Below are 26,253 nucleotides of genomic sequence, written 5' to 3' on the forward strand. Positions count from 1 at the left end.
GGTGGCGCCCGCCATGCGATTCGCCGTCTTCGTCACGCCTTTTTTCAACGAGAGCGCCATCCGATTCATCGCCGCCCTGCTCGACGTGCCGGAGCTCGGGCTCGCGGTCGTGAGCCAGGACGTCGAGGAGAACCTGCCGGCGGTGCTCCTCGAACGGGTCGTGAAGCATTTTCGCGTGAGCAACGTGCAGGACGCGGCGGAGCTCGTGGCGGCGACGCGCTGGATCGACGCGAACGTCGCGCCCGTCGACCGGCTGCTCGCCGTGAGCGAGTTCGTACAGGTCGCGGTCGCCGAGGCGCGGGACGTGCTGAGGCTGCCGGGGCCGGGCGCGGAGGTGATCCGGAACTTCCGCGACAAACCGCGCATGAAAGACGTGCTCCGCGCGGCGGGATTGCCCTGCGCGCGTCACCACCTCGCCCCGGACGAGGCCGAGGCGCGGCGCTTCGCAAACGAGGTGGGTTTTCCGCTGGTCGCGAAGCCGCCGGCCGGCGTGGGCTCGGCGAGCACGTTCGTCGTGAAGGACGCGGCCGAGCTCGATCGCGTGCTCGCGCAGAGCTCCCCGACCCCGGCGTCGCCCGTGCTGCTCGAGGAGTTCGTGCGCGGGGCCGAGCACACGTTCGACGCGGTGGTGATCGGCGGCAAGCCCGTCTGGTACTCGATCTCGCGGTACCTGCCGAATCCGATCGAGGTCGTGGAAAACCCGTGGATCCAGTGGTGCGTGCTTCTGCCGCGCGACATCAGCGGGCCTGAGTTCGCTCCGATCAGGGAGCTCGGGTTCCGGGCGCTTTCGGTGCTCGGGCTGGAAACGGGCATTTGCCACATGGAGTGGTTCCGGCAAAAGGACGGGCGGATCGTGCTCTCCGAGGTCGCCGCGCGACCGGGCGGCGCGCAGCTCATGAACCTGAACGCGCGCGCCCACGATTTCGACATGTATCAGCAGGTCGCGCGGCTCATCACGTTCGATACGTTCGAGGCGCCGCGCGAGCGGAAGTACGCGACGGGCGCGGCGTTCCTGCGCGGGCAGGCGCCGGGCGTGGTGCGCGAGGTGTGGGGAATCGAGGAGGCGGAGCGCAAGCTCGGCGGGATGATCACGGACGTGAAATGGCCCAAGGTCGGCGAGCCGCGGTCGGCGAGTTACGAGGGCGAAGGGTATGTGCTGGTCCGCCACCCGGAGACGGAGGGCGTCGCGGAGGCGTTACGCGAGATTGTCCAGCTCGTGCGCGTCATCTCGCACTGATCGGCGGGCGCGCGGCGCGCGGAGGAGCGTGCGCGCGGCGGGAAGGATGACGTCGGCCATGGCGCGGCGCATGACGTCGCGTTTTTCCGCGGCCGAGAGGCAGCCATGGTCGGCGAGTTTGTCGGGGTCCGCGCCGGGGGCGGCGAGGTCCTCGGGCTCGGGGCAAACGGCGACGGAAAATGCCTTTTCGAGGGCGCGCGCGACCTCGGGGCCGCCCGCTTCGAGCGCCCACGCGAGCGTGCGCCACGCGAGCTCGGCGTGCGTGGCCTCGTCCTCGGCGATCCAGACGAGCGTGGCCTTCACCGCGGGATCGGTCGCGCGCAGGGCCTCTTCGCCCGCGACGAGCGCGGAGAGCGTCTCGTTGACGGCGCCTTCGAGGACCGTGGCGAGCGCGATGTCGGCAAGGGTCCGCCGGATCGAGACCTCGGGCATGGGGAGCGTGCCCGGACCCACCGGCGCGCCTGCGTAAGCGCTGGCGAGGCCGAAACAGAGTTTGGCGTGCCGTACCTCGTCGGCCAAGGCCTCTTGCGCGGCGGAGACGAGCGAGGCCGGGGCGCCGGCGCCGAGCAGCTCCAGGACGAACCGCGCGAAGGAGGCGATGGAGGCGTGCTCGTAGAGGCCCGAGCGCGTAAAATGGTCGGCGAGGGCGCGGCGCGTAGCGGGGTCGAGGTTCGAGAGATTGGGTGGCTCGGCCAAACCTTGCCCGGATTGCAGGAGCCAATCGGCGCGGGCTTCGGGGTCGGCGGTGCGCGCTTCGCCATCCACGACGAAGGGCCGGCCTTCGCAGGACTCGAAGACGATGGGCACGTAGTAGCAGCACTGGGCGCTGATCGCGAGTTCTTGGCAGCCGAGGCCGGGGAGGTCGTAGCAGCAGGTCCCCGAGCCGACGCATTCGTCGGTGCCGTGGACCTGCTTCATGAGCTCGGCCTGGACGTCGGCGAGTGGAGGGCAATTGCCGCCGACGGAGCCTTCGAGGCACAGGAGACGATATTCGGCATCCGGGGGCGGCGGGTTCTCACACGGGAGCGAGCCGCCCGCGCCCGTCCCGCCGACGCCGACGCTGGTGCTGACGACGCTGACGGCGCTGCCGAGGACGCCGCCGGTGCCGCCGCCCGAGCCGCCCGTAGCGCCCGTGCCGCCCGTGCCGCCCGTTTCGCCTGTGCCCGCATCGATGACCACGTTGCCGCCACACGCAGCCGCCGCGACGGCGAGGGTCGCGCCCGCGGTGAGCCCCGCGGCCCGCAGGATTCGCGTGAAAAGCGCAACGGAGAGAGGAGAAGGATGTTTCGCGTGGGTCATGTTGTGCCTGCCTCGATGCATCGAAGGTCGCGGTGGCGCAGAGGCCACGCGGGATGGGGACGCAATGGCTGCATCCAGGCGACGCAGGATCGCAAGATTCGGGCCGGGGACGAGCGGCTCAGGCGCGCGTGCGTTTGCGAGGCGCGGCAGCGGGCTTTTTTGCGCCGGGGCCGGCCCAGCCGAAACGATCGAGGGAGACATTTCCGCGCGCATCGAACGTGACGCCCTCGGATTCGAGGAGCGCGCGCTGGAGGGCGCCGCCGACAGGGTCCTTGATCGTGACGGCCGCGCGATTGCGAGGACGGCTGCCGAGGACCCGCTGCCACGGGACGGTGCTGCCGCCGTCGGGGTCCTTCAGCGCGGCGAGGGCGAATCCGACGTGGCGTGCGGAACGCGGGTGCCCGGCGAGGGCGGCGATCACGCCATAGGTGGTGACGCGGCCGCGGGGGATGCGGCGGACGACGCGGTAGAAGTCTTGCCACCAGGAAACCGGCTCGACGGCGTCGTCGGGCTCGGCGCGCGAGATCCGAGCCCGCGTCTTCAGGGGCGTTCTCGTGGCCTTTTTCGCCGGCTTTTTTTTCGATTTCGACGTCGCGCCGCGGGCGCTCACGGGATCTCCTCGATTTCTTCCCCGCGCAGGGAGCGGAGGCGCGGCAGCGCGGCGCCCTCGGGCAAGCGGACGCGGAGCCGCTCGGCGAGGCTCTGGAACGCGAGGCACATCGAATGCGCCGCGGCGTCGCCCTCGTCGGCGCGGGTGCGCATCTCGGGGTAGATGGTATGTGCGAGTCGGTAAAACACGTTTTGTGTTTTCCAGAGGTCGACGGAAAACCCGGCGCGATGCGCGAATTCGACGGCCATGTCGAGATCCGCGAGGAGGAGCGGATCCAGCGGGGGTTCGGGGGCGGAGCTCCGCTCGCCGGAGCGGAGCCCCCGATCGTCGACAACGCGTTCGCGCAGGCGCTCGGCGAGCGCGGAGAGGCTCTGGCCGAGGGTGAAGGTCACGGCGGCTCGGTCGACGTGGAGGTCTTGCTCCTTGGCCTGCGCGAGGAGGCGACGCATGGAGAGGACGTCGGGCGGGGTGCGCTCGGCGGCGCGCAAAAGGTCGGCGCCGAGGACGAGCTCGCCCGCGACGAGCAAGGAGCGCGGCGTGGGACTGCGTAAGGGGGCGAGGCGGCGGAGGAGCGGCGCATATCGCTCGAAAAGGGCGCGCTGGGCCGCCTCGACCTCGGCGAGCGTGGAGGCGAGGAGGCGCTCGACGATGCGGCGCTGATCGTCGCGGAAGACGGAGTCGAGCGAGTCGATCGTGCGGTCGCAGCGGCGATAGAAAAGGCGCATCGTGCCCTCCATGTCGCCCGATTCGAAGGTGCGGACGAGCTCGGCGCGGCGCTCGACGTGCTCGTCGCCCTCGGGATCACGCAAGACGCCTCCGGCGACGCGGTGATCGCCGAGGTGGAGGACGCTGAAGTCGTGGCATTCGGAGGCGAGCGTGAGGCGGCTCGTGACGCGGGTGCGGCCAAGGAGGAGCTTGGCGCCATTACGCTCGTGGGTCTCGAGGTCCTCGACGTGGACGTCGTAACAATAGGTGCTCGGGGGGGCGTCCTGGACGAGGCTCGTTGCGAAATGGGCGGTGACGGCCGGGAGATCGACGCGCGCCCGGGTGACGAAGCGATCCCAGACGCGGCGGCCGTCGCCCATTTCGGGGAGGTTCGAGCGGGCCTTTTCGAGTTTTTCCAGAAACGGGCCTTCGAGGCTCTTGCCGAAGAGTGCCTCGCCGAGCTCGACGACACGGCCGGCATACTGGAGGCATTGCACGGTCTCGATGCCCGAGAGGTCGTCGAAGAACCAGCCGCAGCTCGTGTACATGAGCATCGCGTTGCGCTGGAGCTCGAGGAGCGCGAGGGCCTCGCTTTGCTCTTCGGCCGAGAGCGCGTGCGTCGCGTGCGCGGAGAAGAAGCGCGCGAGGGTGGCCGGGGAGCGCTCGAGGACGATCTCGATGTAAGCGTCACGGGCGGCCCAGGGGTCGTGGAAGAGGCGCTCGGCCGCGCGCTCGAAGGGGCCCGCGACCTCGTCGCGGAGGGCGTCGAGGGCATCACGGAGGGGCTTGCGCCAGGACTGGTTCCATCCGTGCGGGGAGCCGGAACGGCAGCCGCAATCGGCGCGCCAGCGCTCGACGCCGTGGGCGCAGCTCCAGGAGGTGCGCTCCAGGATCTCGGCCTCGTGCGTCGGCGGGTGGCGTTCCAGGAACTCGCCGTAATTGGTCAATTTGGCCAAACCATGCGCCTCGATGTGGCCGAGGGCCCAGGCGAGGGCCATTTCGCCATAGCGGTGGTGGTGGCCGTAGGTCTCGCCGTCCGTGGCGATGTGGACCATCTGCGGGAAGGTGCGCTTGCTGTCGAAGGCGGAGGCGAGCCGTCCAGCGAAATGCTCGCCATTCGCGAGGAGGCGCTCGAAGGCGACGGCCTGGGAGACGGGGCCGTCGTAAAAGAAGACGGCCATGGAGCGGCCGGAAGGGAGCTCGACGCGATAGACCATCGAGGGGTCGACGCGGCCGCCGCGGACGTCGATCCATTCCTTGCCGCCGATGCGGCGGACACGCGCGGCCTGGCGAGGCGCGAGGACGGTGAAGGCGATGCCTTCGGCCGCGAGGACCTCGAGCGTCTCGGTGTCGACGGCCGTCTCGGGGAGCCACATGCCCTCGGGTTTGCGGCGGAACCGCGCTGCGAAATCGGCGATGCCCCAGCGAACCTGCGTGAGTTTGTCCCGCTGGTTCGCGAGCGGCATGATGAGGTGGTTGTAGGCCTGGGCCATGGCCGAGCCGTGACCACCGAAGCGGCGCGCGCTCGCCTCGTCCGCTGCGAGAATGGCCCGGTAGGTCTCCTTCGCGTGGTGCTCCATCCAGCCGAGGAGCGTGGGGCCGAAATTGAAGCTGATGCGCGAGTAGTTGTTGACGATGCGCGTGATGCGGTCCTCGCCGTCGAGGACACGCGCGGCGGCGTTTGGCGCGTAACACTCGGCCGTGATGCGCGCGTTCCAGTCGTGCCAGGGCGCGGCCGAGTCCTGCTGCTCGATCGCTTCGAGCCAGGGGTTTTCCCGCGGGGGTTGATAAAAATGGCCGTGGACGCAGACGTACCGCTCGGGAGCCTTCATCGAGCCCTCACGTAAAGCGCGGCCTCGGACGGGCCGAGGGTGACGCGGACGAGGCCGGTCGACGTGATCTCCTCCGGCGCAGAGACGTCTCCCTTGCCGCCGAAGCGGGCCTCGGACGAGGCGAGCGAGCGGCGGAAGGTGCCCGAAGGCACGGGCAAGGTGACGGTGACGGGGTGGTCGCCGAAATGGTAAATCACGAATACCTCGGAGTCACGGTTCCAGCGCCGCACGTAAAGGAGGCGCTCGTCCTCGAAGGCGACGGCCTGCCGTCCGCCCTCCGCGGCGAAGGCGAAAAGCTCACGCCGCGCCCGGATGAGCTCTTTGTACCACGCGAGGAGCCTTCCGTGATCCCCCGTGGTGCGAAGCTTGAAATCGAGCTTGGCGCGGCGGAACGTGGCCTCGTCCTGCGGATCGAACGGTTTTTCGGAATATCCGAGCTTGGCCATCTCCGCAGCCCGGCCCTTGCGGACATTCTCGACGAGCGTGGGATCGCCGTGGCTCGTGAAATACGGGAACGGCGCGATCTCGCCGTATTCCTCGCCCATGAAGAGCAGGGGCAGGAACGGCGAGAGCAGGACGACGGCGGCCGCGAGCTTCTGCTTGTCGAAGGAGACCCGCGCGGAGAGGCGCTCGCCACGCGGGCGATTGCCGACCTGGTCGTGGTTCTGGACAAACGTGACGAGGCGCCGCGGGTCGACGCTCGCCGCCGGGCGGCCGCGGCGGCGCTGGCGGTATTTGGAGTATTCTCCGGCGAACGCAAAGTTCTCGCGAAACGTCTTGGCGAGCTGCTCGACGAGGCCGAAGTCCTGGAGGTAGCCGATGCGTTCGTTCGTGAGGAGGGCAAGGAGCGCGTAATGGACGTCGTCGTTCCAGAGGCCATCGAGGCCGTGGCCACCCTGGGACGAGGGCGTGACGAGGCGCGGGTCGTTGTCGTCGCTCTCGGCAATGAGGTGGACGAGGCGGCCGAGCTCGGAGGCGCGGCGATGGACGGCCTCGCCGAGCTCCTCGAAGAACGAGAGGGGCGAGTTGTCGACGATCGCATTGACGGCGTCGAGGCGGAGGGCGTCGATGCCCATCTGCGTGACGAAATGGAGCGCGCTCTCGATGAAGAACTTGCGGACCTCGTCCGAATGCGGGCCGTCGAAATTGAGGGCGTCGCCCCAGCGCGTTCGGTAATACGAGGCGAAGTAGGGGCCGAAATCGGCGAGGTAGGTGCCCTCGGGGCCGAGGTGGTTGTAGACGACGTCGAGGATGACGGCGATGCCCTCGGCATGGCAAGCGTCGACGAAGCGGCGCAGGCCCTCGGGGCCGCCGTAGGAGGCCTGGACGGCGAAGGGATACGCGCCGTCGTAGCCCCAGTTGCGCTCGCCGGGGAACGCGGCGACGGGCATGAGCTCGACGGCCGTGATGCCGAGCTCGCGGAGGTGCGAGAGGCGCGAGATGGCGGCGTCGAACGTGCCCTCGGGGGTGAAGGTGCCGACGTGGAGCTCGTAAATGACGTATTCGTCGAGCGGGCGGCCGGTCCAGCCAGGGGTGTGGTCGGAAAAACTCCGCACGACCTCGCTCGGGCCGTGGACGCCTTCGGGCTGGAGGCGTGAAGCTGGATCGGGGCGGAGCTTGCCGCCGCCAAGGTCGTAATGGTAACGCGCGCCGGGAGCGACGCCGTCGACGAGGGCCTGGTGATAGCCGCTCGCCTCGGGTTCGAGGGGGATCCTGCGCTCGAGTTTGCCCTGGAGGACGAGCTCGACCTTGTCCGCGTTCGGAGCCCACACGCGGAAGCGGGCGCGGTCCTCGCCGAGGTGGACGGCGCCGAGCGGGCGCTCGGAGACAGCGAGGCCCTCGTGCACGAAAAAGACGGCGCCGAGCGGCGGGAGCGTGATCTCGACGGAGGTTTTCCGGCTATGCCATTCGATGTTTTCCGCGACGACGTCGCCGCCGCCGCCCATGCCGCTGCCGCCGAACTCCAGGGCGTCGCTGGAGACGAGCTCCTTCCAGCGGCCGCCGCGCGGCAGGCCGACACGATAACGCTGGCGCGGCATGGGCGTGAAGTTCAGGGCGACGAGGACGAGGGCGTCGGTGGAGCGGGCACGGCGGTAGAAGACGACGACGCTGTTGTCGGCGTCGTTGCAATCGATCCACTGGAAGCCCTCGGGGCTCGTGTCGAGCTCGTGCAGGGCGGGATAGTCGCGGTAGAGGCGGTTCATCGCCTGGACGAACCGCTTCATGCCGGCATGGTAGGGCCCCTCGTCGAGCAGGTGCCAGTCGAGGCTCGATTCGTGGTTCCACTCGCGCCGCTGGGCGATCTCGCCGCCCATGAAGAGCAACTTTTTCCCCGGCTGGGCCCACATGTACGCGAAGAGAATGCGCAGGTTCGCGAATTTCTGCCACTCGTCACCAGGCATCTTGCCGAGCAGCGAGCCCTTGCCGTGGACGACCTCGTCGTGCGAGAGCGGCAGGACGAAGCTCTCGCTGAACGCATACATCATGCGGAACGTGAGCTGGTTGTGGACGAACTTGCGATAGACGGGGTCGCTCTGCATGTACTTGAGCGTGTCGTTCATCCACCCCATGTCCCATTTGTAGCCGAACCCGAGGCCGCCGACGTACGCGGGGCGGGAGACCATGGGCCAGGAGGTAGACTCCTCGGCGATGGTCTGGACGTCCGGGAAGGCGCGGGATATCGATTCGTTGAGGCGGCGAAGGAAATCGATCGCCTCGAGGTTCTCGCGGCCGCCATAGCGATTCGGGATCCACTCGCCGTGCTTGCGGGAGTAATCGAGGTAGAGCATCGAGGCGACGGCGTCGACGCGCAGGCTGTCGGCGCGGTACCGATCGAGCCAGAAATGGGCGTTCGAGAGGAGGAAGCTCATCACCTCGTTGCGGCCATAGTTGAAGATGAGGCTCTTCCAGTCGGGGTGATAGCCCTTGCGCGGGTCGGCGTGCTCGAAAAGGTAGGTGCCGTCGAAATAGCCGAGGCCGTGCTCGTCGGAGGGGAAATGCGAGGGGACCCAGTCGAGGATGACGCCGAGGCCGGCGTCGTGGAGCGCATCGACGAGGTACCGGAAATCATCGGGGACGCCGAAACGCGAGGTGGGCGCGTAATAGCCGGTGATCTGATATCCCCACGAGCCGCCGAACGGGTGCTCCATGACGGGGAGGAGCTCGACATGGGTGAAGCCCATGCGCGCGGCATACTCGGGCAGCTCGGCGGCGAGCTCGCGGTAGGTGAGCGGGCGGTTCCCGTCCTCGACGGCGCGGCGGAAGGAGCCGAGGTGGACCTCGTAGATCGAAACGGGTTTGTCGGGGCTCGTGCGCTTCTGGCGGGGCTTTTTGGGCTCCTTGTCGAGCGAGGCGAGGTCCCAGACGATGGACGCGGTCTTCGGCGGGATCTCGTGCAAAAAGCCGAAGGGATCGGCCTTCTCGACGACGTAGCCGTGGAAGCGGGAGGCGATGAAGTACTTGTAGACCGTGCCCTTGCCGACGCCCGGGACGAACCCTTCCCAGATGCCAGAGCCGCCACGGCGCGCGAGGGGGTGGGAATCACGATCCCAGCCATTGAAATCGCCGACGACGGAGACACGCTCGGCGTCCGGGGCCCAGACGCCGAAGCAGGTGCCCGCGGCGCCGTCCACGACCATCGGATGGGCGCCGAGCTTGTCGTAGAGGCGGGTGTGCGTGCCCTCGGCGAAGAGGTAAAAATCCTCTTCCGTGAGGCGAGTGACGTCGTGACGAACCGCGGTCCCGAGCTCCATGGGAGGTCGGTTAGTCGAAACCGCGGAAGGGGGGAAGAGGGGAGCTTCCTTATTTCGCGATCACGCGGCCGGTCGCGAACTTGAAGAACGACGAGTACGCCGCGGCGTTGAGGCAGGTATTGAAGTCGACGGTCTGGTTGTCCTTGTCGCGGCAGCCGTTGACCTGCTTCGTCATGGCGTTCGTCGTGAGCGTGTAGGGTCCGCCAGCGCCCGCGACCGGCGCGTTCGGGTCGGTCTGATCAGGCTGGCTCGGGGTGATGACCGTGACGATGTTGAAGACGGTGCATCCGCCGACGATGACGTCGAGCAAGGAGTTCTGCGTCGTATATCCCTGGCCGCACGCGATGGATCCGCCCGCGGCGAGGTCGGCCGGGACCGGGACCTGGTCGAGCGAGGTGGCGCTGACGTTGCCGCAGAGCTTGCCAGCGCCGCTGTCGTCCGGTTGCCCCGTGCTCGCAAACGTCTGGAGCGCCGGGTCGAGGTTTTCCGAGGCGAGGTGGCCCGGCGTATTGCCGGTCGACGCGAGGGGTGTGCTCACAGCGCCGACGGACATCGTGAGCCGCGCGCTGCTCATCTTGAGCGCCGCAGGCGCGCCCGCGAAATTGATGCCGATCGTGAGGTTGCCCGGGCCCGCAGTGAGTGTGCTCGCGCTGATGAAACCCGTGAGCTTGTCGAGCGGTTCGCGATTCGCGTTGATCGAGGTCGGGTCGATCGTGTACCACCAATCGAGATCAGCCGTGCCATTGTACATGGCGCCCATCGGGATGACGGGATTGCCCTTGATGACGCCGATCTCGATCGCCGGGTCTTCGGTGCCGCTGAGGTCGCCGAGGCCGAGCGTCTTGAGCAGGATGTTGATCGAGCCGTTCTGGACGCCCTGGTCGAGCGAGGTCTGGAGCTGCCCCTGCGCAGCGGCAGCGATGGCGCCGCCGAGGTGGTTCGCGGGGCAGAAGGCCGCGTCGACGGCGAACTGCATCTTGAGCCAGGTCGCGCGCTGGACCTGCTCGAATTTGCACGCGGAATCGCAGCCGTCGAGGTTTTTCGTGTTGCTGTCGTCGCATTGCTCGCCGGTCTCGCGGACGCCATTGCCGCAGACCGACGCCGAAGGAAGCGTGCAATCGGCCTGGCAGCCGTCACCGTCGACGACGTTGCCGTCGTCGCACTCTTCACCGGGATGGACGATGCCGTCGCCGCACACGATGGGGGCGCAGGCGCCATTCACGCAAACGGAGGCCATCGCGCAGACCTGGCCGTCGCCGACGGGATTGCCGCAGGTATGCGTGGCCTCGTCGCACGCGGTGGCAACGCACGGGTCGAGGCCCGAGCAGTCGCGCGTCGGGTCGTCCGATACGCAACTGAATTTGCAGGTGTCGCAGCCGTCGCCGTCCGCGGTGTTGCCGTCGTCGCACTCCTCGCTCGGGCTGACGAAGCCGTCGCCGCAGATGTCGTCGACGCAGACGCCCGCATTGCAGATCTTGCTCGCGCCGCAGGTCGTGCCGTCGGCCGCGTTCGGCCCGGGATCGCAGGTGTGCTTGTCGCTACAGGTCTCGGCGCCGTTGCAGGGGTTGCCGTCGTCGCATTTCGCGTCGCCCGTGTCGGGGTTCGTGTTGTCGCAGGTAAAGGAACAATCGAGTTCACAGCCGTCGCCGGCGGCCTTATTGCCGTCGTCGCACGCCTCGTTGCCCTCGAGGACGCCGTTGCCGCACGTGGCGCCGCCGCCTCCGCCCTCTCCGCCCGTGCCGCCCGCCCCACCCGAGCCGGTCGGCGTGATCGGACTTTCGTCCCCACCACACCCTGCAACAGGTGCCATCAAGGCGAGCCCAGCGAGCGCCACCAGCGCCACGAGCCCCCGCGAATTCGATTGCATCCGCACGTCCACACCTCCAAGCATTTCAGCCAGCGTCAAGCAAGCCGGTTGGGACGTATCCTACCCGGTTCCGTTCACGAATGGTTGGATTCTCGCGGCGTCTGCCGTAGGATCGTGGTTTTTCGGTTGCGGCTGGAGCTTTGCGGGCCTCCCTGCGCTCGGCGCGAGCGGGAAGCGCGGAGACCACCCCCACGCGAAAGCCCCGCTTGACCAGGTCGCCGGGAAACGGTCATATCGGAGGCGCTGGCATGGAGGATCGAGAGCTCTGGGAGCGGCGAATCGGGACGACGCTGCGCGACACGTGGCGGCTCGAGAGCCTCATCGGCGTCGGCGGGATGGCCGCCGTGTACGTCGGCGCGCAGCAGATCGGCCGGCGCGACGCGGTGAAGATCCTCCACCCGGAGGTGGCGCGGCAGAAGGACTTGCGGGCCCGCTTCGAGCAGGAAGCGCGCGTGCTTTCGAGCTTCCGTCACCCGGGCGCGGTCGAGGTGCTGTACATGGGCACGACCGAGGACGGGCTGCCCTTCATCGTGATGGAGCTGCTCGAAGGCGAGTCGCTCGCCGCGCGCTTCAAGCGGCTCGGCTCGATTCCCGTCGACGAGATGCTCAAGTACGTCGACGAGGTGCTGTCGGTGCTCGGCGCCGCGCACGCGCAGAACATCGTTCACCGCGACATCAAGCTCGACAACGTGTTCGTGCTGAACACCGGGCACGTGAAGGTGCTCGACTTCGGCATCGCGAGGCTCCGAAACTCCCAGCACGCGGTGCAGACGAAGATCGGCTCGATGCTCGGGACCTTGCCGTACATGCCGCCCGAGCAGATCCGCGGCGTCGAGATCGACGGGCGCGCGGACCTGTTCGCGCTCGGCTCGACGATGTTCCGGCTGCTCGCGAAGCGGCGCATCCACGAGGGAACGACCGAGGCCGAGATCCTCGTGAAGATGTCGACGGAGCCAGCGCCGCCGCTCGCGACGCTCGTGAAGGACGTGTCGCCGCAGGTGTGCATGGTGGTCGATCGCGCGCTCGCGTTCCGGACCGATCGGCGATACCCGGACGCCGCGACGATGCAACGCGACGTGCGCGCGCTTCTGCGCGGAGAGCCGCCGCCGTACGCGCTAGAAAAGCTCGCCGCAGGGGAGCTGCCGACGGCGCTGATCACGACGCCCGCCGCCGCGCCGACGAACGTCGATCTCGGCGAAGCACCGACGGTGCCGCCGCCGCCGATGGGTGCAGACGCGCCGACCGCGGCCGGGATCGGTATCGTGATGCCCGGCGCGATCTCGGCGCCGACCGCAGTGAGTGCAGTGACGTCGGTGTCGCCGCCGAGCAACCCGACTGGGACGGGGCCACGATCGGCGACGGCCGCGCAGGCAAACGCGTCGATCCTGTACGGGCCGACGGTGATGGCGAGCGTGGCGAGCCTGGGTTTGTCGGAGCCGACGCCGCCGCCGGCGACAAACCCGTCACGCGCATCGCTCCCGTCGACGCCGACGGGCGCGCCAGCGGCCCCGCCGCAGCGCGCCTCGGAGCCGACGCCCGCGCCCGCATCGCCCGCGCACACGCCGCCGCCGATGGCGAAGAGCCTGATCGGGATGGCCCCCGCGGCGCCCTCGGAGCCGCGAAAAATCCCGCTGATCCCGGCGCTCATCGGGGCGCTCGTGTGTTTGATCCTCCTGTTCGTCGGCATCGCGGTGTTCCGCGGGCACGACGAGCCCTCGACCGAATCCGGGGCCGGCGCGAGCACGAGCTCGACGAAGGCGAACGCCGGATCGGGCGCGCCGACGACGGGCACCGAGTCATCAAAAAAGAGCAAAAAGCGCAACTGGGACAAGGTCAACTGGGACAAGTAGCGCGCCCTTGCATTGCAAAGTCGCAATCCATCGGTTGCAGAAATGGGCGCAAAAACGTGGGCCTTCGCCCCACGGGCAGCTGACGAAGAAGCCGGGATCGGGAAGAACACTGCAAGGAACGTTCGAGACGGTTACGGCGCTGATCTTGCATACTTGACCTATTCAGGCCTCGCGCGACCGTAACGCGCGAGGCAGGGGGACGTGGTGCTGGGCGTCATTCTCCTCGGGTTCCAAAATTACGTACGCGAGCGGCTCGGCGAGGAGCTCTGGCGAACGATCCGGAACGAAGCCGGCGTCGCCGAACGGGTGTACCTGCCCTCCCAGACGTACCCGGGCGAAGAACTGCACGCGCTCGCGACGAGCATGTCGCGGCTGACAGGGATGTCGCCCGCCCTCGTGCTCGAGAGCTTCGGCGACAAGCTCGCGTCGGAGCTCTTGAGGGTCTACGGCAACCTCGTCGATCCGCGCTGGCGGGTGCTCGACGTGCTCGTGCACAGCGAAGAACTCATCGAGCGGATGGCGCAACGAAGCGGCGACCTCGCGCCACATTCACCGGTGACCGCGCGCTGGGGTCGCGATGGCGAGGTGGTCCTGGTGTACCAGTCGCACCTGAAGGGCTGCGCGCTGATCAAAGGCGTCGTGCGCGGGCTCGGCGCGAACCTGGAGCAGCCGGTGCTCGTCGACGAGAACCGGTGCATGCTCGCAGGCGCGCCGACGTGCGAGATGGCCGTCAAGCTCGAACGAACGACGCAGCTCACGGAGCGCGCGCAAGGGCTCGCGCGGAGGCTCACGCCGCCCGCGATGGGTCGATCGGCGCTGAAGAACGCGCTGTTCGGGGATCGCGGGGACATGTCGTCGGTGCCGCCGCCGCCCGCGTCCTCGTCGAAGCAAGAATTGCTGTCGGCATGGAGGACCGAGACGAAGACGAACCCGCCGGCAAGCGGCGTGACGCCCGCGCGCATCTCGACGCTGCCCGCCGAGCCGCGCACGCCGAGCATGCCGAGCACGCCGCCGCCGAGCTCGGACGGCGACGCGTCGGAGCTCTGGCGTCGGCGCTGATCGAGAACGTTACGCGTTCGTCCAGACCGTGCCCGCGCGGCGGCGCTCGGCATACGAGGGCGAGCTGAGCGCGTAGCGGAGGAGGTCGCCCGTGACCGGGTGCAGCACGACGATGCGAGGATCCTCGGCCGCGCGCGCAACGTCCCGATCGATGCGGCAGAGGTGATCGATCGCGGCGACGAGGTCGCCGGAGAGCAGATAACCGAGGCGGTTTTCGCTGCGACGAACGCCGGCCGCGAGGAGGCGGATGTCGTAGCCGGGCGCCGCCGAGGGAAGGATCTCTTCGAGGAGCTTGCGTTGCCTGCGGCCGATGGCGCGCTGCACGTGCACGCCGAAGGCCTGGGCGGCTTGCTCGCGCACGGGGCCGATCTCACGCGCGCCGAAGGCGGGATCAACGGTGCGCAGGGCCGCGATGAGGAGAGCGTCGCACGATTCGAGGGCGAGCTCGTCGAGCCAGGTGGGGCCGAGCGCGATGCGCACGAAGAGGCGGCCGAGGGCAAAGGCTTGCTCGGGCTCGGGGAGCTCGGCGAACGCGACAGGGCCGACGATGGCCGGAGGATCGCCGGGATACACGCGCGGCATGCCCTGCCAGGTCTGCGAGAGGTAGAGCTCGAAGCCCTCGACGCCGAGGCTCTTGGCGATGCGATCGGCGAGGCGGTACGTGAAGCTGTTGTCACGCGAGCCGATGCGGTCGCGCGAGGAGACACCGAGGCTCGAGAGCTCGAAGCGCAGGGCCTTGTGCGCGATGGGGGCGATGGCCGCAGAAGCGAGGAGCATGGGGCTCTGCGCCTCGGCGAGGAGGAGGCGGTGGAGCTCGGGGCCCGCGAAGACGCCGGGGTGGAGCGCGTCCGGGGGCATGCGGCGCGCGCGGAGGCGCGTGATGCGCTCGGGTTTGACGTCGCCGAGGCAAGCGCGCGCCTCCTCGACGGTGAGGCGCTCTTCGGCGCGGCCATCCTTGGCAAGCGCAGATTCGAGCGCGGCGAGGGCCGCGGAGAGCTCGCCGGTTTTCGCGAGGGCGTCGATGTCGGTCGCGAGGACGTCACGCAAGACCTGGACGGCCTCGCCGTTGCGGTTGGCCGCGTCGAGGCCACGGCCGAGCGCGGCGCGAGCCTCGGGGCCGGCGCTCGGGAGCCCGACGGCCTGCTGGAGGTGCGCGACGCCGTCGCGCGGGCGCACGAGGACGGTGACCTCGAGGAGGCCGATCGTGGTGAGCCATCGAGGATCGATGGGCAGGCGGCGCGCCGAGGCGATCTCGAGGACCTGGCCGATCGCCGCGACATACTGGGCGGCGCCGTCGGGCGTCTCGACGCGGTAGAGGCGCGCGAGGGCGGTCCAGGGGCGCATGTCGGTCGGGCCATGCGCGACGGCGTCGCAGAGCGCGCGCACGATGCCGGCACGATCGCCGGCCTCGCGTTGCGCTTCGGCGAGGCGAAGGCAAACGTCGACACGGGTGCGCGCGTCGGGCGATGCGTCGGCGAGGCGCGTGAGCGCATGCACGGCGAGCGCGTGATCCCCGCGCTTGGCGGCGATCTGGTAGAGGCGATCGAGCGCGAAGGCGTGCGAGGGTTCCATCGCGAGGACGGCCTGCACGCACTGCTCGGCGCGCGGGAGGTCGGCGAGCGGGCCTTCGTAGAGGGCCGCGAGCTCGAAGTACGCAGCCGTGCGCGCCTCGGGGACGGCCGCGATCGAGACGATGCGTTGCCAGGCGTCGCGAGCCTCGGCCGGGAGGCGCTGCGCGGTGTAGAGGCGCGCGGTGAGCATGAGCGCGGGGACGTCGTCGGGCGTCTCGACGAGGACGCGGCGCATGGCCGCGACGCCGATGCTCGGATCAGGCGAGGCGCCGCCGGTCTCGTGATGGCGAAGGACGGCGCGGCCGATCTCGGTGCCGAGGAGGACGATCTGCGCGGAGGAGGCAGCGCGTTCGAGGGCGGCGCCGAGGCGATCTGCGAGGCGCGCAGGATCGGGCGCGAGGCCGCGGGCGAGCGCGCGGGCAGCCGCGTCGCAGTCGGGATCCTCGCGAAGCGCGTTCTCGTAGAGCTCGAGCGCCTCGCCCATGAGGCCGGGCTCCTCGGCGGTGAGCTGCGCGGCGCGGACGAGGTGTCCAGCGCGGCGAGCAGCGCCCTCGACGATGCGGGCGAGCGAGCGGTTCGCCGTGATGAGCGCCGAGCGATCGCCGAGCTCGCCGGCGAGTCGATCGAGGCCCCGCGCGGCAAGCAAGCTGTCGGGGAAGAGCGTGAGCGTGTCGCGGTAGCCAGCGAGCGAGGCGCGGGCGAGCGAGGCGTCGCCGCGGGCCTTGCCCTCGATGAGGATCGCCTCTTCGAGCTGGAAGAAGCCGCGGGCGACGGGCTCGCGCGCGAGGGATTTGCGGGCCGTGATCGACGCGAGGAGGAGCGCGCCCGCGGGGCCCGTGGAGGCGGGCGAGACGGCGCCTTCGACGAGGCGACCGGCGATGCGGATGATCGCGTCGTGCACGCTGCTGTCGGCCGGGCGCTCGGCGACGACACGGCCGAGCGCGTCGAGGAGCGTTTCGCTCGGGATGCGCTCCTCCAGCGTGACGAGGTGCGCGAGCGCGCCCGTGCGCGCGACGACCGATCGCGCGGCGGCGGCCTGCCCGCGGAGCACGTCGGCGAGCGCGACGGCCTGCGCGCTCCGGTGCAGATGTTCGAGCATGCGCAGCGCCGGGACGTGATCGGGCACGACGGCGATGAGCCCTTCGAGCAGCCCGACGGCCTCGCGCCGATCCTTGCGGCAGAGCACGTCGGCGAAGGCGATGCGGAGCGCGTAATCGACGGACGGAGGCGGGTGGCGCGCGAGCCAACCCGCGTAGAGGGAGGCGAGCTCGTCGGTCGCGCGACGCCGCACGAGGATGCGCTCCATCGCCTCGACGACGGCTGGATCGAAGGCGCCCTCCGGAGAGGCGGAGAGCGCGTCGGCGGCGGAGAGGGTCGCGAGCGCGGCTTGATCATCGCCGAGCAAGAGCTCCTCGACCTCGGCGGCGAGGAACAGAAAGCTCGCGCGTGCGATGGGCCCGGAGGCGCCCTCGGCGAGCTTCTTCAGCGAGGCGACGAGGCGGCGATGATCCCCCGTGGCGCGGAGCAGGCGCATGATTTCGAGCCCCGGCATCGGGTGATCCGGGCGTAGGCGCGCGGCTTCCTCGTACGCCTTCACCGCGTCCTGCGGGCGCTTCAGGCGAAGCTCGTCGAAGCGCGCGACCTCGATCCAGAGGCCGAACGCCGCCGCGGGATCGTTCCGAATGAGCCCGAGGAGCGCTTGTTTCGCCTCCTCGTTCCGGCCCGCGCGGGTGAGCAGGCGGAAGCGCGCGCGCAGCGCGTCCGGATCCGTCGCCTTCACGGCGAGCGCTCGATCCACGAGCTCGAGCGCTCGATCCCGATCGCCCACGCGCTCGCCGACCACGTCCGCGGCGCGGAGCAGGAGCCTGCGCTTGAGCGCCGAATCCTCGGTCAGCTCGGACTCGGCCACGAGCGCCTGCCAGAGCCTGCGGTAATCGCTGGCGCGCTGCGCGTTCCGTTGCATCGCGAGGAACGCGGTACGCCGCACGGGATCGAGCGCGAGGATCTGGTCGAGCACCTCCATCGCGCGCTCGGGCTGTCCGAGCTCGTCCTCCCAGATGCTCACGAGTTTTTCGAGCAGCGCGATCTTGCGCGGCGCCTCGACCTGGGCCTGCGCGGACTGCGCGTAGAGATCGATGCGCGCGCGCACGCCCGCGTCCGGCTCGCGCGCGGGCTTCTCGAGGAGCGCGGTGAGCCCGTCGAAGACCGCGGCGTCGCCGGGGTTCACGGTCCACGCGGCCTTCAGGTAGACGATGGCGTCCTCGCGCTTGCGCAGGTGCCGCTCGCAGATGTCGGCCGCGCGCATGAGCGAGGCGACGCGATGGTGCGCGGGCCGCTCGGCGTTGCCCTCGGCGGCCCAGACCTCGACGCGGCGCTCGTGACGGCCGAGGCGCTGCAGCGCGCGGTCGAGCCGCTCCCGCGTCGACTCGTCCACGGGATCATGCAGGAGCGCCTGCTCGGCATGCACGGCCGCGTTCTCTGCTTGCCCGAGCGCGTCGTAAATCTCCGACAGCCGCACGTGCGCGTGCGCGATCGCCTCCTGCCCCGTCAGCATCGCGAGCTCGCGCTTGCGCGTGATCGACGCCTGATCGAGCGCCCCTTCTTGCTCCTGCAGCCGGCTCAGCTCGGCGAGGATCCGCCGCGAGGTCGGCGTCCCCGCGGGCGCACGCGCCGTGGCGCGCCCGAGCAGCGCGATTGCCTCGTGCGGATCCTTGAGCCGCTCATACTGGATTCGCGCCGCCGTGTAGAGCAGCCGCGAGGCGCGATCGTCGTCGAGCTCGTGCTCGGCCTCGGCGGAGAGCGATTCGCAGAACGCGCGCGGATCGTCGTGGCGCACGTGATGCCGCGCGAGCGCCGCGCGAACCGGCCCGGGCGCGGGCTCGAAGCTCACGGCCCGTTCGAGGGCCGCGGTCGCGAGCGCCGGTTGCTGGAGCATGTCGTCGAGCACCGCCGCGCGCTCGACGTGGAGCCACGCGGCGAGCCTCGCGTCCCCATCGGGCTTACCGGCCTCGGGGGCATATGCGTCGGCCATGCGTTCGAGGTGCTTCGCGAGCGACTCGGCGAGATCACGCCCCTTGCCGCGCTCGAGCTCGCGACGGAGCACGGCCTCGAGGCCACGCAGCGCGTGCGGATGCGCGGGCACGAGCTCGAGCGCCTTCCCGTAGGCCGCGCGCGCCTCGGGCCAGCGCCCGAGCTCGGCCGTGGCCCGCGCGCGCTCGAAGAGCAGATCCGCGCGCTCGGCGTCGCTCTCGGCGACCACGAGTTCGTCGTCGACCACCGAGATCCGCTCCAGCCGATCCTCGGGCTCGAACAGGTGCCGGAGCCGCGACAGCACCGGACCAAGCGAACGCGTGATCGCGCGTGCTGCCGCGAACGAGCGCCGCGCCGCGATTCGATCGTGCTCGACGCGCTGCTCGACGAGACCCCGCTCGACGAGGGCGCGCGCTGCGGCCACCGGATCGGCGCTCGTGATGCGCTCGGCGCGCCGCGTGAGCTCGACGCCCAGCGTGATCGGCTCGTTGGGAGCCGCCTCGGCGGGCGCTGCAGCGGGTGACGCAGCAGGCGCGGCGGGCGCGGCGGGCGCAGCCGCAGGCGCGGCGGCGGGCGCGGCTCCCGTCGCCACCGTGGTCGCGCGACGTGGCGGCGCGGGACGTCCGGGGACCGGCGGCGGCGCCATCGGCGGTAGCGGCGGCGGCGACATCGGCGGCAGCGGCGCGGGCGCGACGGCAGGCTCCGATGCTGCGCGCACCACGGTTGTCGTGGGCTTCGGCGGCAGCGGCCCCCCCGCGGGCACGATCTTGCCGGGCGGCGCGGGCTTCGGCGCGGACACGCCTTGCGGCGGCTGCGCGGCTTGCGCGGGCGGGGCGGGCTTCGGGGGCGCAGCGGGCTTGCCCTTGTCTGCCACGTCCCAACCCGCGTCCACGGACATCATGGCGGGCCTTGCCTGCGGGGCGGGTTTGTCCTCGGCCTTCGGCTCGTCGGGGCGCTCGTCGTTCTCGGCCACGCTTCGATGCTACACGGCTTGCCCGTCGATCGAGCAAGCCCTGGGCAGCGGAGGACCGTCGTTCACCCGGGGACGGGCGTCAGTTGCACTTCGCGCCGATGCAGGCCGCGAATTCCTCACCACATTCGGTCTGGATGCACCCGAAGTCTCCGCCACAGACGGGAAGCACGTCGACGGCGCACGTGAGCACTTGATCCACGAAGAACTGCACGTCGGCGCAGCCCTGGGCCACGCAGTTCGCCACGCACGTCACGCTGAATTTCGGGGGATTTGCGCCGAGATCGATGCACCCGAGGGCGCAACTGACCACCTCGAGGCATCCCTTCGCCTGGCACGTCCCGCAGTCCTGGGGGCAGATCGAGCACGTCTCGAACGCCTCGCACTTGCCGTTCGGGCACACCGAGCACACGCCGCAGTCCGTCTGGCACGAAGCGCACGTCTCGGTCCCGGTGCAGATCCCGTCGCCGCAGCCCGGGCACTTTCCGCAGTCGCCGGGGCACGTGAAGCAGCTCTCGGTGCCCGCGTCGCAGTCGCCGTCGCCGCAGCTCGGGCACGCGTCGCAGTCGGGGGCGCAGGAAAGGCAGTCCTCGGGCGCCGTGCAAAACCCGTCGCCGCAGCTCGAACACGCGCCGCAGTCGCCGGGGCACGACGCGCACGTCTCGCTCGGATCACACGCGCCGTTGCCGCACGTCTGGCAGAGGCCGCAATCGAGGGGGCACGTCGCGCAGCTCTCGCTCGGATCACACGTCTTGTTGCCGCAGCTCTGGCACGCGCCGCAGTCGAGCACGCACGTCGCGCAGCTTTCCCCGTCGCCGCACGTCCCGTTGCCGCAGCTCGCGCAGACGCCGCAGTCGACGGGGCAGTTCTCGCAGGCCTCGATCCCGGTGCACGCGCCGTCGCCGCACCCCGCACAGAACCCGCAGTCCTCGGCGCAGCTCGCGCACGTCTCCTCGGGATCACACGTCCCGTCGCCGCACGCGCCGTCGCCGCCGGTGCTCTGCCCTTCCGCAGGCGTGATGCTCGTGCGGCCGCATCCGGCGAAGGGGAAGAGCGCGCCGAGCGCGCCGAGCAACATCACCCCGACGAACGACCTCTGCACGAAGCGCCGCGAGCTCTGCATGGATCCACCTGTCGAAGAAAATCGAAGCGAGCGAGCTTCGATCCTACCCGACGAGGCTTTCCCGCGCTGCGTCCACGCGGCCGTCTTTCAGGCACACAAAAAAGGACACCCCGGCGACCCGCAAAAAGCGGATCGCCGGGGTGTAAGTCGTTTCACTTCGGGGCGGCCTGGTCGCCACCGGCGGGCGCCGGAGCAGCCTGGTCCGCCGGAGCGGCCGGAGCGGCACCCTCGGCCGGCTTGTCCGCCGGAGCACCCTCGGCCGGCTTGTCCGCGGGGGCCCCCTCGGGCGCCGCCGGCTCCGGCGTGCCGCCGCCGCAAGCGACCGCGAGGAGGGAGACCGAGAGGGCGAGGATGATGTGCTTGATCATGTTGTGATCCTCCGTACTAGCTAAAGAGCTCCCGCAGACGTCCGACCTGCGGCACTTCCCTCGACGCCTGAGGTCACCGGAACGGCTCACGCGAGCTCCCAAAAAAATCTTTGTGGCCGCCGTGAGCCACCTGCCACACCCTGAGCGTCCTTAGACACGTAGGATTATCGAAAATGGCGCCCAGGCTTCAGCGCGGTCGGTTGCGGCTCGTCGAGCCATCCCCCCGCCCCACAAACGAGGGCGACGGGGTGGCCGCGACGCCGGCCCCCGACGATCGCGCCGAGGCCAAGCGTCCGCCCGAGACCTCGCGTGTCCCCAAAGGCAGCCGCTCCGCGCTCGCCGACCTGCCCGACGCGCAGCTCGTCGGCCTCGGCGCGGAGGGCGACGTGCAGGCCCTCGAGATCCTCTACCGGCGTCACGCGGCCTTCGCGATCAACCTCGCCACGCGGATCGAGGGCTCGCCGCGCGACGTGGAGGACATCGTCCACGACGCATTCCTCCGCGCCTTCGAGCGCCTGCGGGATCTCACGGATCGCTCGGCGTTCCGCGGCTGGCTCGGATCGATCGTCGTGCACGCGGTGCGCTCGCGCATGCGCCGCGGCAAGCTCCTGAACCTCCTCGGGCTCGGTCGCGCGAGCGAGCCCGTGGACCTCGACGCCCTCGCGAGCCCCGAGGCCTCGCCGCACGTGCGCGCGCAGCTCGCCCAGATCTACGCGCTCCTGCGGACGCTCCCCTCGGACGAGCGCATCGCCTGGACGCTCCGCTGCATCGAGGGGCACGAGCTCGAAGCGGTCGCGGGGCTCACGCGGTGCTCGCTTGCCACCGTGAAACGTCGTATCACGCGCGCGCAGCGTTTCCTCGACGAACACTTCGTCGACCCGACCGGCAAGGAAGAACCGGTGAGCAAAGAGGTTGACCAATGACCCGCCGCGTGGTGCCTCCCCTGCGCCCGCAAGACCTGCGGGACCACGCTGATCCGGCGCGGATCGATCGCGTCTGGGAGCGGCTCGAGCACGATCTGCCCGGGCGCCGCGAGCCCGATCGCTCCCGCATGACGGGCACGCTGATCGCCGTCGCTGCCGCAGCGGTCGCCGCCTTCTGCACGGGTCTCTATGTCGGGACGAGCACGAGCAAGGACTTTGGTCCGACGGAGGTCCGCGCGATCGCGGCCGAGAACAACACGTCGCCGAGCGTGCTCGCCGCAGGCACCCGGCAGGCGAGTTATCCGCTGCCCGGCGGCGGCACGTTGACCCTCTCGCCCGGCGCCACCGTGGAGGTCGAGCGCGGCGAGGGCGAGGCCGTCACGCTGCGCCTCCTGCGCGGCGAGGCGTCGATGGACACGGCCGGCGCGCCCAAGGCCTCGGAGATCGCGCTCGTCGCCGAGAGCGCGACCCTCTTCGCCCGCGCGGGCAGCGTGGTGTTCGTCCGGCGAAACGAGGCGGACATCGACGTGCGCGTGGCGAGCGGATCGGCACGCGTCTCCTGGCCCGCCGGCTCGCGCGAGCTCTCGGGTGGCGACGGCCTCGAAGCCGTGCCGATGATCGCGCTCGCCGAGGCCCCGCACGACGATCCGACGAACCCCGTCCCGCGCCCGCGCCGCGCGACCGCGCCGATGCCGCGCGACATCGACATCTCTTCGCGTCCGCTCGCGCTGCCGCTGCCGCTGCGCGCCGAGACGGAGGCGGTCGCGATCGCCGCGCCCGATTGGCGCGCCAAGTACAACGCAGGCGAGCTCGCCCAGGCCCTCGAGCTCCTGCGCCAGCAGCCCGGCGGCATCGAAGGCGCCATCGCATCGTCGAGGAGCGCCGCGGAACTCGTGGTGATCGGCGACATCGCCCGCGCCAAAGGCGGAGATCCTTCCGCCGCGCTGCTCGCGCTCCAGCGCGTCGTCGAGCACTTCCCGAACGATCCTTACGCGGAGATCGCGGCCTACACGCTCGGCGGCATGTACGAGAAGATGGGACAGGCCGATCAAGCACAAAAGTACTTCGAGCGTGCGCGGAGCCTCAAAGGTGTCCTCGCAGAGGATGCCCTCTGCAAGCAGATGCGCGCCGAGCACCGCGCCGGTCGGAAGGATGAGGCGCAGCGCATGGGCACGGAGTATTTGAACAAGTACCCCGATGGCCGGTGCAAGGAGGACGTGGAGCGAATTCTCTCGGGCGAGGAGCCCGCGCAGGAGGAGCCCCAAGCTGCACCGGACGCGGGAGCCGGCGACGCAAGCGCGCCCTGAAGCACGTCGCGCGTGGCGCTCGCTTACCCCGCGCGCGGCCCTCGCCGCCCTCGTGACGTTCGCCCTCGGCCCGAGCGCCGCGCGCGCCGAAGGGCCTGCGCCCGCCACGACCACGCCCGCCGCCGCTCCGGCCGCGACGGCCCCGCGCCGCGTCGAGGTGCGCCTCTCGCTCGCGCGCGCCGCAGCCGAGGCGCTCGGCGGCGAAGCTCGCGTGCGGCGCTTGCTGGAGATCGAGCTCGACGACACGGGCACGCTCGCGCCCGGTCCGAGCGGCCCGCTCGGCGACGACGTGGCCCACGTCTGGATCGATCTCCCGAGTCCGTCCGAGGTCCTCATCGAAGCGAGGCTCGCCGAGCGCGCCGCCGGGCGACGGTTCATCCTGATCGGCGGCCTCAACCCCGACGTCGCCGCGCGCCTCGTGGCCATCGCCGCGAACGAGCTCGTCCGCGCGCAGGCGCGCCCCATCCGCCCGCGCAAGGCCCCGGCCCCGCGCACGCCCACGCCGAAGGAGCTCGAGCTCGCCGCGCGGCGCGCGCCTGCGATTGTCTGGTCGGCCGCGCCGAGCTTCGCCTTCCTGCCCGGTTCGTCCGGCACCTTGTGGGGCGCAGGCGCCTCGCTCGGCTTCCGCGGCGCCGGCGTGAGCGAACGCGCCACCGCCCGCTGGCTCACGGGCCCCACGAGCGCTGGCTCGACGCGCTGGTTCGAGGTCGGGCTCGCGGTCGACTACCGCGTCTACCTCGCCTCGTCGGTCCGCCTGATGCTCGGCGCCGACGCCGCGCTCGGCTTCTTGCACCTCAGCGACGTGCGTGCGACGGACGGCATCCCGAGCGCGCGTGACGCGTGGTCCGGCCGCGCGGGCGGCCTCCTCGGCGTCGACGTGCGCGCGTTCGGCCCGGCTTGGCTCGGCCTTCACCTGAGCCCGGGCGCCATCCTCCGGCCCACGCGCTTCGAGACCGCGGACGGCCTCAGCGGCGCCGTCCGTGGACTCTGGCTCGGCCTGGACCTCGCCCTGCAGCTCGAACACCCGCTCGTCCGATCCGCTCCGACGAACCCCCGTTGATCGCTCGCGCGGGAGGGGGCCTTGTGCCTCGGCAGCGCGTCTCCATGAACCCCGGGGGGAGCCTTTCGATGCAACACCAGGAAGAGCCCGAGGAGACCTTCGTGCTCGGGCCTGCGAGCGCGGGGCGAGCGCTGCGCGCGCGCTTCGGCACGTTCGTCGGCGCCGACTACCTTCCCGGCAAGACGGCGATGCGCGACGCGCTCTGCGAGCGATTCGGCATCTCGCAGCTCGAAGCCGAGGAGCTCTGTGACGCGCTCGAAGCATCGGGCGCGCTGCGCTTCATCAGCACGCCCGATGGCGAAGGCTTCCACATCGACAGCGACGTGGTCGACGAGGCCGCGTAACCCGCCCCGAAGCTTGCCGCGCGTCGAGCGACCTCGGGGCACGCGTGTTGCCCCTGTCGGGGCGAGCAGCTCGGCCCGGCGCGCGCGCTGCCACCGGAGGAAGCACCATGTTGGACCGAGGCTGGACGATCTTCCGCATTCGCGGCATCCCGGTGAAGCTGCACATCACGCTCGTCCTGTTTCTCCCGTACGTCGCGTTCGTCACGTCTTCCCAGTTCAGGGCGATCGCCGAGGCCGTGGGCCTCCCGCGAAGCGAGCTCCACCTGCCGCCGCTCGTGTGGGGCGTGATCCTCGCGATCGGGCTCTTCGTCTCCATCCTGCTGCACGAGCTCGCGCACTGCCTCGTCGCGCTTTCGAACGGCGTCCGCGTCCGATCCATCACGCTCATGATGCTCGGCGGCGTCTCGCGGATGGAGCGCGACGTGCGGCCGGAGCGCGAGGCGTGGATGGCCTTCGCCGGCCCGCTGTCGAGCTTCGGCATCGCAGTCGTCTGCTGGCTCGTCTCGCTCTTGCCGCTCCTCGCCGAAGTGCGCGTCGCCTTCCTCGCGCTTGCGCTCGCAAACCTGGTGCTCGGCGCGTTCAACCTCCTGCCGGCCTTCCCCATGGACGGCGGCCGCGTGCTCCGCGGCCTCTTGTCCACGCGGCTCGGCCCCCGGCGCGCGACGAGCGTGGCCGCGACGATCGGCAAGGGCATGGCCGTTCTCTTCGGCCTCTTCGGCTTGCTCTCGTTCAACGTGCTGCTCGTGCTCATCGCGGTGTTCGTGTACATGGGCGCGGCGGGCGAGCAAGGGCGTAGCCAGTGGAGGCAGGTCCTCGAAGGTTTGCCCGTGGCCGAGGTGATGAACCACCGGCTCGGCGAGGCGCACGCGGACGAACGCGCGGGCGAGGTCGCGCGGCGGCTCTTCCGGCAGAACCTCGCGGGCGCGCTCGTGGTCGACGGCGAGCACGAGCATGCCGAGCTCGATCCGGATCACGTGCTCGGCGTGGTGACGGCGTGGGACCTCGCGCGACCCGAGCTTCACCGCGCGCCCGACGCGACCGTGGGCAAGGCCATGCGGACGGACGTGCCACGCGTGCACACGCGCGACGACGCCGCGGCCACGCTCGACGCGCTGGTGAATGGGGACGCGGAAGCGGTGCTCGTGCTCGACGAGGGCGAGCACGTCGTCGGCCTCGTGACGCCGGCCGACCTCCAGCGCGCGCTCGCGCTGCTCGGTGCGGCCGGCGGACGGGGTCGTTAGTCCCGAGGGGGACGCCTCGCGTCCCCCTCTCGGCCAGGCGAAGCCCGGCCGATTCACCCCCCGAGGCGAGCTCGCTTCGCGACCTCGCAGAGCAGCGAACGAGTC

16 protein-coding genes are annotated in these 26,253 nt (G+C 70.5%); 8 read left to right on the top strand and 8 right to left on the bottom strand.

Translation table 11 applies throughout. The features are described from left to right. Window positions 1-13: 13 nt before the first annotated feature. A complete protein-coding gene (locus KEG38_RS48065) occupies window positions 14-1,237 on the top strand; it encodes an ATP-grasp domain-containing protein (RefSeq protein WP_272427682.1) in 1,224 nt (407 codons plus the stop codon). On the opposite strand, the gene KEG38_RS48070 is transcribed toward KEG38_RS48065, so the two are convergent. The 5 genes from KEG38_RS48070 to KEG38_RS48090 form a co-directional block, all read right to left on the bottom strand. Then, complete coding sequence (locus KEG38_RS48070) at window positions 1,196-2,536, bottom strand: prolipoprotein diacylglyceryl transferase (protein ID WP_272427683.1); 1,341 nt, start codon at window positions 2,534-2,536, stop codon at window positions 1,196-1,198. The genes KEG38_RS48065 and KEG38_RS48070 overlap by 42 nt on opposite strands. Window positions 2,537-2,654: 118 nt before the next feature. After that, complete coding sequence (locus tag KEG38_RS48075; RefSeq protein WP_272427684.1) at window positions 2,655-3,146, bottom strand: MGMT family protein; 492 nt, start codon at window positions 3,144-3,146, stop codon at window positions 2,655-2,657. Next, window positions 3,143-5,683: a DUF3536 domain-containing protein gene (locus tag KEG38_RS48080; RefSeq protein WP_272427685.1), complete on the bottom strand. Its 2,541-nt coding sequence runs from the start codon at window positions 5,681-5,683 to the stop codon at window positions 3,143-3,145. The genes KEG38_RS48075 and KEG38_RS48080 overlap by 4 nt, the downstream gene beginning before the upstream one ends. Continuing rightward, window positions 5,680-9,435, bottom strand: coding sequence for a 1,4-alpha-glucan branching protein GlgB (gene glgB / locus KEG38_RS56445; RefSeq protein ID WP_272427686.1), 3,756 nt, complete (start codon window positions 9,433-9,435; stop codon window positions 5,680-5,682). Before glgB ends, KEG38_RS48080 begins: the two co-directional genes overlap by 4 nt. A 49-nt stretch (window positions 9,436-9,484) precedes the next feature. After that, window positions 9,485-11,302: a DUF4215 domain-containing protein gene (locus KEG38_RS48090; RefSeq protein ID WP_272427687.1), complete on the bottom strand. Its 1,818-nt coding sequence runs from the start codon at window positions 11,300-11,302 to the stop codon at window positions 9,485-9,487. Between the two features lie 248 nt (window positions 11,303-11,550). Between KEG38_RS48090 and KEG38_RS48095 the strand changes: the two genes are divergently transcribed. Together KEG38_RS48095 and KEG38_RS48100 are read left to right on the top strand one after the other, a co-directional pair. Next, window positions 11,551-13,152: a serine/threonine protein kinase gene (locus tag KEG38_RS48095; RefSeq protein ID WP_272427688.1), complete on the top strand. Its 1,602-nt coding sequence runs from the start codon at window positions 11,551-11,553 to the stop codon at window positions 13,150-13,152. 201 nt (window positions 13,153-13,353) lie between these two features. Further along, complete coding sequence (locus tag KEG38_RS48100) at window positions 13,354-14,211, top strand: heme NO-binding domain-containing protein (RefSeq protein ID WP_272427689.1); 858 nt, start codon at window positions 13,354-13,356, stop codon at window positions 14,209-14,211. A gap of 9 nt (window positions 14,212-14,220) precedes the next feature. On the opposite strand, the gene KEG38_RS48105 is transcribed toward KEG38_RS48100, so the two are convergent. The 3 genes from KEG38_RS48105 to KEG38_RS48115 form a co-directional block, all read right to left on the bottom strand. Continuing rightward, window positions 14,221-19,785, bottom strand: coding sequence for a tetratricopeptide repeat protein (locus tag KEG38_RS48105; RefSeq protein WP_272427690.1), 5,565 nt, complete (start codon window positions 19,783-19,785; stop codon window positions 14,221-14,223). A 79-nt stretch (window positions 19,786-19,864) separates the two neighbouring features. Then, on the bottom strand, window positions 19,865-20,905 hold the full coding sequence (locus tag KEG38_RS48110; protein WP_272427691.1) for a hypothetical protein: 1,041 nt from the start codon (window positions 20,903-20,905) through the stop codon (window positions 19,865-19,867). A gap of 152 nt (window positions 20,906-21,057) precedes the next feature. After that, a complete protein-coding gene (locus KEG38_RS48115) occupies window positions 21,058-21,273 on the bottom strand; it encodes a hypothetical protein (protein WP_272427692.1) in 216 nt (71 codons plus the stop codon). A gap of 173 nt (window positions 21,274-21,446) precedes the next feature. Here KEG38_RS48115 and KEG38_RS48120 point away from each other — a divergent pair, with 173 nt between their 5' ends. The 5 genes from KEG38_RS48120 to KEG38_RS48140 all read left to right on the top strand — a co-directional run bounded on the left by KEG38_RS48120 (window position 21,447) and on the right by KEG38_RS48140 (window position 26,148). Next, window positions 21,447-22,196: an RNA polymerase sigma factor gene (locus tag KEG38_RS48120; protein ID WP_272427693.1), complete on the top strand. Its 750-nt coding sequence runs from the start codon at window positions 21,447-21,449 to the stop codon at window positions 22,194-22,196. Continuing rightward, window positions 22,193-23,503: a FecR domain-containing protein gene (locus KEG38_RS48125; RefSeq protein WP_272427694.1), complete on the top strand. Its 1,311-nt coding sequence runs from the start codon at window positions 22,193-22,195 to the stop codon at window positions 23,501-23,503. Before KEG38_RS48120 ends, KEG38_RS48125 begins: the two co-directional genes overlap by 4 nt. A 52-nt stretch (window positions 23,504-23,555) precedes the next feature. Next, window positions 23,556-24,563, top strand: coding sequence for a hypothetical protein (locus KEG38_RS48130; RefSeq protein WP_272427695.1), 1,008 nt, complete (start codon window positions 23,556-23,558; stop codon window positions 24,561-24,563). A gap of 68 nt (window positions 24,564-24,631) precedes the next feature. Beyond that, window positions 24,632-24,907, top strand: coding sequence for a hypothetical protein (locus tag KEG38_RS48135; protein WP_272427696.1), 276 nt, complete (start codon window positions 24,632-24,634; stop codon window positions 24,905-24,907). Window positions 24,908-25,014: 107 nt separating this feature from the next. Then, window positions 25,015-26,148, top strand: coding sequence for a site-2 protease family protein (locus KEG38_RS48140; protein WP_272427697.1), 1,134 nt, complete (start codon window positions 25,015-25,017; stop codon window positions 26,146-26,148). The last annotated feature ends 105 nt before the right edge of the window (window positions 26,149-26,253 follow it).

It is taken from the genome of Polyangium jinanense, assembly GCF_028435265.1.
GTDB lineage: Bacteria > Myxococcota_A > Polyangia > Polyangiales > Polyangiaceae > Polyangium > Polyangium jinanense.

Excerpts from the sequence above, each read along its gene's own strand:
- KEG38_RS48135 (WP_272427696.1), top strand. The coding sequence starts at position 24,632 with ATGCAACACCAGGAAGAGCCCGAGGAGACCTTCGTGCTCGGGCCTGCG.
- KEG38_RS48095 (WP_272427688.1), top strand. The coding sequence starts at position 11,551 with ATGGAGGATCGAGAGCTCTGGGAGCGGCGAATCGGGACGACGCTGCGC.
- KEG38_RS48140 (WP_272427697.1), top strand. The coding sequence starts at position 25,015 with ATGTTGGACCGAGGCTGGACGATCTTCCGCATTCGCGGCATCCCGGTG.
- glgB (WP_272427686.1), bottom strand. The coding sequence starts at position 9,435 with ATGGAGCTCGGGACCGCGGTTCGTCACGACGTCACTCGCCTCACGGAA.
- KEG38_RS48080 (WP_272427685.1), bottom strand. The coding sequence starts at position 5,683 with ATGAAGGCTCCCGAGCGGTACGTCTGCGTCCACGGCCATTTTTATCAA.
- KEG38_RS48120 (WP_272427693.1), top strand. The coding sequence starts at position 21,447 with ATGGCGCCCAGGCTTCAGCGCGGTCGGTTGCGGCTCGTCGAGCCATCC.
- KEG38_RS48115 (WP_272427692.1), bottom strand. The coding sequence starts at position 21,273 with ATGATCAAGCACATCATCCTCGCCCTCTCGGTCTCCCTCCTCGCGGTC.
- KEG38_RS48110 (WP_272427691.1), bottom strand. The coding sequence starts at position 20,905 with ATGCAGAGCTCGCGGCGCTTCGTGCAGAGGTCGTTCGTCGGGGTGATG.
- KEG38_RS48125 (WP_272427694.1), top strand. The coding sequence starts at position 22,193 with ATGACCCGCCGCGTGGTGCCTCCCCTGCGCCCGCAAGACCTGCGGGAC.
- KEG38_RS48090 (WP_272427687.1), bottom strand. The coding sequence starts at position 11,302 with ATGCAATCGAATTCGCGGGGGCTCGTGGCGCTGGTGGCGCTCGCTGGG.
- KEG38_RS48070 (WP_272427683.1), bottom strand. The coding sequence starts at position 2,536 with ATGACCCACGCGAAACATCCTTCTCCTCTCTCCGTTGCGCTTTTCACG.
- KEG38_RS48065 (WP_272427682.1), top strand. The coding sequence starts at position 14 with ATGCGATTCGCCGTCTTCGTCACGCCTTTTTTCAACGAGAGCGCCATC.